General features: G+C 57.8%; 5 protein-coding genes. All 5 read left to right on the forward strand.

Going from position 1 to position 4938, the window contains the following annotated elements; translation table 11 throughout:
- The first annotated feature begins 10 nt into the window (after positions 1 to 10).
- The gene (locus VL003_RS03910; RefSeq protein ID WP_325439779.1) at positions 11 to 958 is read left to right on the forward strand and encodes an acetaldehyde dehydrogenase (acetylating); all 948 of its coding nucleotides are present in this window, start codon (positions 11 to 13) and stop codon (positions 956 to 958) included.
- 20 nt (positions 959 to 978) lie between these two features.
- The gene (dmpG, locus tag VL003_RS03915) at positions 979 to 1998 is read left to right on the forward strand and encodes a 4-hydroxy-2-oxovalerate aldolase (protein ID WP_325439771.1); all 1020 of its coding nucleotides are present in this window, start codon (positions 979 to 981) and stop codon (positions 1996 to 1998) included.
- Positions 1999 to 2051: 53 nt separating this feature from the next.
- Positions 2052 to 3218, forward strand: a complete 1167-nt coding sequence (locus tag VL003_RS03920; RefSeq protein ID WP_325439773.1) for an ABC transporter substrate-binding protein — start codon at positions 2052 to 2054, stop codon at positions 3216 to 3218.
- Between the two features lie 66 nt (positions 3219 to 3284).
- Positions 3285 to 4205: a branched-chain amino acid ABC transporter permease gene (locus tag VL003_RS03925; protein ID WP_325439775.1), complete on the forward strand. Its 921-nt coding sequence runs from the start codon at positions 3285 to 3287 to the stop codon at positions 4203 to 4205.
- Positions 4206 to 4225: 20 nt separating this feature from the next.
- Positions 4226 to 4938 (forward strand): branched-chain amino acid ABC transporter permease (locus VL003_RS03930; protein ID WP_325439777.1); only part of this gene is annotated, 713 nt, incomplete at its 3' end.

Raw genomic sequence — 4938 nt, forward strand, 5'->3', positions numbered from 1 at the left:
GGAAACTGACATGTCACAAGCAGGCAAAATCAAAGTCGGCATCATCGGCTCGGGCAATATCGGCACCGACCTCATGATCAAGGTGCTGCGCCAAAGCCAAAGCCTTGAAATGGCCGCCATGGTGGGTATCGACCCCAAGTCGGACGGCTTGGCGCGCGCCCAGCGCATGAATGTGCCCACTACGGCCGAAGGCATAGACGGCCTGGTGGCCATGCCCGGGTTTGCCGATATACGCATCGTGTTTGATGCCACCTCGGCGGGCGCCCACGAACACCATAACGCCGTTTTGCAGCAGCACGGCGTACAGGTCATCGACCTGACCCCTGCGGCGATCGGCCCTTACGTCATTCCTTCGATCAACCTCGACGAAAAACTTGACGCCGCCAATATCAATATGGTCACTTGCGGCGGCCAGGCCACCATCCCCATGGTCAAGGCCGTAGCAAATGTCGCTCCGGTGCACTACGCCGAGATCGTGGCCTCAATCTCCAGTAAGTCGGCCGGCCCCGGCACCCGCGCCAACATCGACGAGTTCACCGAAACCACCTCCAAGGCCATTCAGGTGCTGGGCGGCGCCAAGCGCGGCAAGGCCATTATTATCCTTAACCCCGCCGAGCCGCCGCTGATCATGCGCGACACGATCTTCACGCTCTCGGAACCGGCTGATCAGGACGCCATCCGCGAAAGCATTCAGGACATGGTGCAGAAGGTTCAGCGTTACGTACCCGGCTATCGCCTCAAGCAAGAAGTGCAGTTCGATCTGTACGACGAAAGCCGCCCCCTGAACGTGCCGGGTCTGGGCAAGCTTACCGGTCTCAAAACCTCGGTCTACCTCGAGGTGGAAGGTGCGGCGCATTATCTGCCTGCGTACGCCGGAAACCTGGACATCATGACATCGGCCGCCCTGGCTTGCGCCGAGCGTCTGGCTGAAACCCGCTTAAGCGGCATGGCCGTCTGAGCCGGCCCAAGGAGCAAACCATGAGCGACAAAAAAATTTATATCTCGGACGTGACGCTGCGCGACGGCAGCCACGCCATTCGTCATCAGTACAGTATTGAAAACGTGCGGCAAATTGCCAAGGCGCTGGACGAGGCGCGTGTGGATTCCATCGAGGTGGCGCACGGTGACGGCCTGTCGGGCTCCAGCTTCAATTACGGCTTTGGCGCCCACACCGACCTCGAATGGATCGAAGCGGTGGCCGACACGGTCAGCCATGCCAAAGTTGCGACGCTGCTGTTGCCCGGCGTGGGCACGGTGCACGACCTGCGCGCCGCCTACGACGCCGGTGCCCGCGTCGTGCGTGTGGCCACCCACTGTACCGAAGCCGACATTTCCAAGCAGCACATCGAGTACGCACGCGAGTTGGGCATGAATGCGGTGGGCTTCTTAATGATGAGCCACATGAATGAGCCGGCCAAGCTGGCCCAGCAAGCCAAGTTGATGGAAAGCTACGGTGCTACCTGCGTTTACGTGGTCGATTCGGGCGGCGCGCTCAATATGAACGACATCCGTGACCGTTTCCGCGCATTCAAAGATGTGCTCAAGCCCGAGACCGAAACGGGCATGCATGCTCACCATAATCTGTCGCTGGGCGTGGCCAACTCCATCGTGGCCGTCGAAGAAGGCTGCGACCGAATCGACGCCAGTCTCGCAGGCATGGGAGCGGGCGCCGGCAATGCGCCGCTCGAAGTGTTCATTGCGGCGGCCGAGCGCCTGGGCTGGAACCACGGTTGCGACCTATACAAGCTCATGGACGCCGCAGACGACATCGTGCGTCCCTTGCAAGACCGGCCGGTGCGGGTTGATCGCGAAACGCTCGCGCTGGGTTACGCCGGTGTTTATTCTAGCTTCTTGCGTCACGCCGAGGCCGCCGCAGATAAGTACGGCCTTAAAACCGTCGACATTCTTGTCGAATTGGGGCGCCGTCGCATGGTGGGCGGCCAAGAGGACATGATCGTCGACGTTGCCCTGGATTTGTTGCAGAAAGAGCCCAACTGACGGGTACACGGCATATTGCCAAAGCTTTATATAAATACAACAGGAGACAAACAATGAAAAAAACCACAATCGCCACCTTGGTGGCAGGCTTGCTCATGGCTGCGCCTGCCGCTCAAGCCGATATCACCGTCGGGTTCTCGGGGGTGTTGTCGGGGCCCCAGGGGGTGCTGGGCCAAGACCAGCGTGACGGGTTCATGCTGGCCGTCGAGCAGTTGGGTGGAAAATTCGGCGACCAGAAGGTTAATGTCGTGATTGAAGACGATCAGCTCAAGCCTGACGTCGGTGCGCAGATTGTTCAAAAATTTCTTGAGCGCGACAAGGTCGATGCGATTGTCGGCCTAGGTTTCTCGAACGTGCTCATGGCCGAGCTGCGCCGCATTAAAGACTCGGGCGTGGTTGCTATTGCCACTAACGCCGGTCCGGGTCCGGTTGCCGGCAAGCTCTGTTCGCCCAACCTGTTCGGCATTGCGTGGCAAAACGACACCATGTCTGAAGCCATGGGCCAGTATGTTCAAGACGTGGGCCATAAAAACGCCTATCTCATGACCTCAAGCTACCAGGCGGGTAAAGACAAGCTCAACGGCTTCAAGCGCTACTTCAAGGGTGATGTGGTCAAAGAGGTCTACACCCCGCTGGGCCAGCTTGATTTTTCGGCCGAAATCTCGGCACTGCAGGCCGCCAGCCCTGAATCCCTGTTCGTGTTCTACACCGGCGGCACAGGCGTCAACTTTGTCCGCCAGTTGCGCCAGGCAGGCATTATAGGCAAAGTGCCTGTCTACTCCGAGGGCATGATCGACTCCAACACATTGGTTTCGCTCAAGGGGCAGGCCGACGGCAATATCTACGGTGCAACCTGGGCGCCCGTACTCGACAACCCCCAAAGCAAAAAGTTCGTCAAGGCATTCGAAGCCAAGTACGGTCATACGCCTTCTGAGTACGCAGCCAATGGTTACGATGCCGCCCATTTGCTGGATACCGCCGTGCGCAAGCTGAACGGCGACGTCTCCAACCGCGAGGCCTTCGTCAAGGCCGTCAAGGCGGCGGGCTCCGAGTTTCCCTCGGTGCGCGGCAAGTTTGCCTTCAATACCAATAACATGCCTATTCAGAACCTGTATGCATTCAAGGCAGTCGCCCAAGGCGACGATGTCATGGTCAAGCAACTGGCTACCGTCTTTACCGATCACCAGGACGCCTACGTGTCCGAGTGCGACCTGAAGTAATTGGAAGGTCGGGCGCGCCGTTCAGGGCGCGCCTTTTTTCGCTGGTTCCGCTTCGGAAGTACCGTCATGAATAGTTCGTTGTTCTTGTCGCAGTTGCTTAACGGCCTGCAACTTGGGGTCCTGTTATTCTTGTTGTCGTCGGGGCTGACCCTGATTTTCGGCATCATGAATTTCATCAATTTGGCGCACGGATCGTTATATATGATCGGTGCTTTCGTGGGAGCAGCCAGCTACAACGCCAGTGGTTCGTTCCTGTTTTCGTTGCTTGCTGCGGTGGCCTCTGCGGCTATCGTCGGCGCCATTATCGAGCACCTGATCGCCAAGCCTTTGTACCGGCACGATCATCTTTATCAGGTACTGGCCACATTCGGCCTGATGATGTTCTTCAATGAGCTTGCCATTGTCATCTGGGGCAATCGCCCTTATTTCGTCACGATCCCCGAAGTCATTCAAGGCTCGGTCCAGATTCTTGGCGCGCAATATCCCATTTATCGGCTTTTGATCATTGCTGTAGGTATCTTGGTGGCCTTTGCTGCGTGGTTTCTTATACAGAAGACGCGATTCGGCATGCTGGTCAGGGCGGGCACCACGCATGCCTCGATGGTCAGCGTACTGGGTGCCAACGTCGATTTACTTAAAAGGGCGCTGTTCATGCTGGGTGCCGCCTTGGCCGGCTTGGCCGGCACCCTGGCGGGGCCTATTTTGTCGGTGCAATCGGGCATGGGCGACCCGGTACTGATCCTGGCGCTGGTCGTCATTGTGGTGGGGGGCATCGGCTCCATACGCGGCGCCCTGTTCGCGGCGATCCTTATCGCAGTTATCGACACCTTGGGCCGAGCCTACCTGCCCCAGTTCCTGGCTTTGTTCCTGGCGCCTACAGCGGCTAATACCGTGGGTTCGGCCATTGCCTCAATGTTGATCTATCTGCTGATGGCATTCGTGCTGGCCTTCCGGCCGCATGGCCTCATGGTTTCGGCCAAACGTTGATTGCATCAAGGGAAATAATCATGAGTTTCAATAAATGGACGCGCTGGAGCCTGCCGGTATTGTTCGTGCTTTTGGCCGCCATACCTTTCATTGCGCAGGCGCTTAATGAACCGTTCTACGTGACATTTTTCGCCCGGGTACTTATTTATGCACTGGCCGCTTGTGCCCTGAACATTGTTCTTGGCTTTGCAGGATTGGTCAGTTTTGGGCACGCCATGTTCATTGGCCTGGGCTGCTATGCCGTAGCCATACTCAGTCATTACGGCATCAGCAACGGATGGATTCAGCTGGCTGCCTCCATCGCGGTGTGCATGGTGGTGGCGGTACTGGTCGGCTCGGTGTGTCTGCGTACTTCGGGCATCGGCTTCATCATGATCACGCTGGCATTTTCGCAGATGTTCTATTTTCTGATGGTCAGCCTCACGCCCTTCGGCGGAGACGACGGCCTGAACATTTACGAGTCCAGCAACTTCGGACTGTTTGAGCTGAGCGGCAGCACCGAGGTGTATTGGGCCACCTGGGTTCTGTTGCTGGGCGTGGCCGTGTTCCTGAACCGCTTGCGTACTTCGCCGTTCGGCATGGTGTTGCGGGCAACACATATCAATCCGCGCCGGGTAGACGCCTTTGGTTATTCGGTTTTTCGGGTACAGCTTTCAGCCTATGTGCTGTCGGGTGTCATTACAGGTTTGGCGGGTTTCCTGCTTGCCAACCTCACCGCGTACGCGGTGCCAAA

Source organism: Pusillimonas sp., assembly GCF_035515275.1.
Taxonomy (GTDB): domain Bacteria; phylum Pseudomonadota; class Gammaproteobacteria; order Burkholderiales; family Burkholderiaceae_B; genus Pusillimonas.

Bases quoted from the DNA above. Each gene is read 5' to 3' on its own strand.
- VL003_RS03910 (WP_325439779.1), top strand. From the start codon at position 11: ATGTCACAAGCAGGCAAAATCAAAGTCGGCATCATCGGCTCGGGCAAT.
- dmpG (WP_325439771.1), top strand. From the start codon at position 979: ATGAGCGACAAAAAAATTTATATCTCGGACGTGACGCTGCGCGACGGC.
- VL003_RS03920 (WP_325439773.1), top strand. From the start codon at position 2,052: ATGAAAAAAACCACAATCGCCACCTTGGTGGCAGGCTTGCTCATGGCT.
- VL003_RS03925 (WP_325439775.1), top strand. From the start codon at position 3,285: ATGAATAGTTCGTTGTTCTTGTCGCAGTTGCTTAACGGCCTGCAACTT.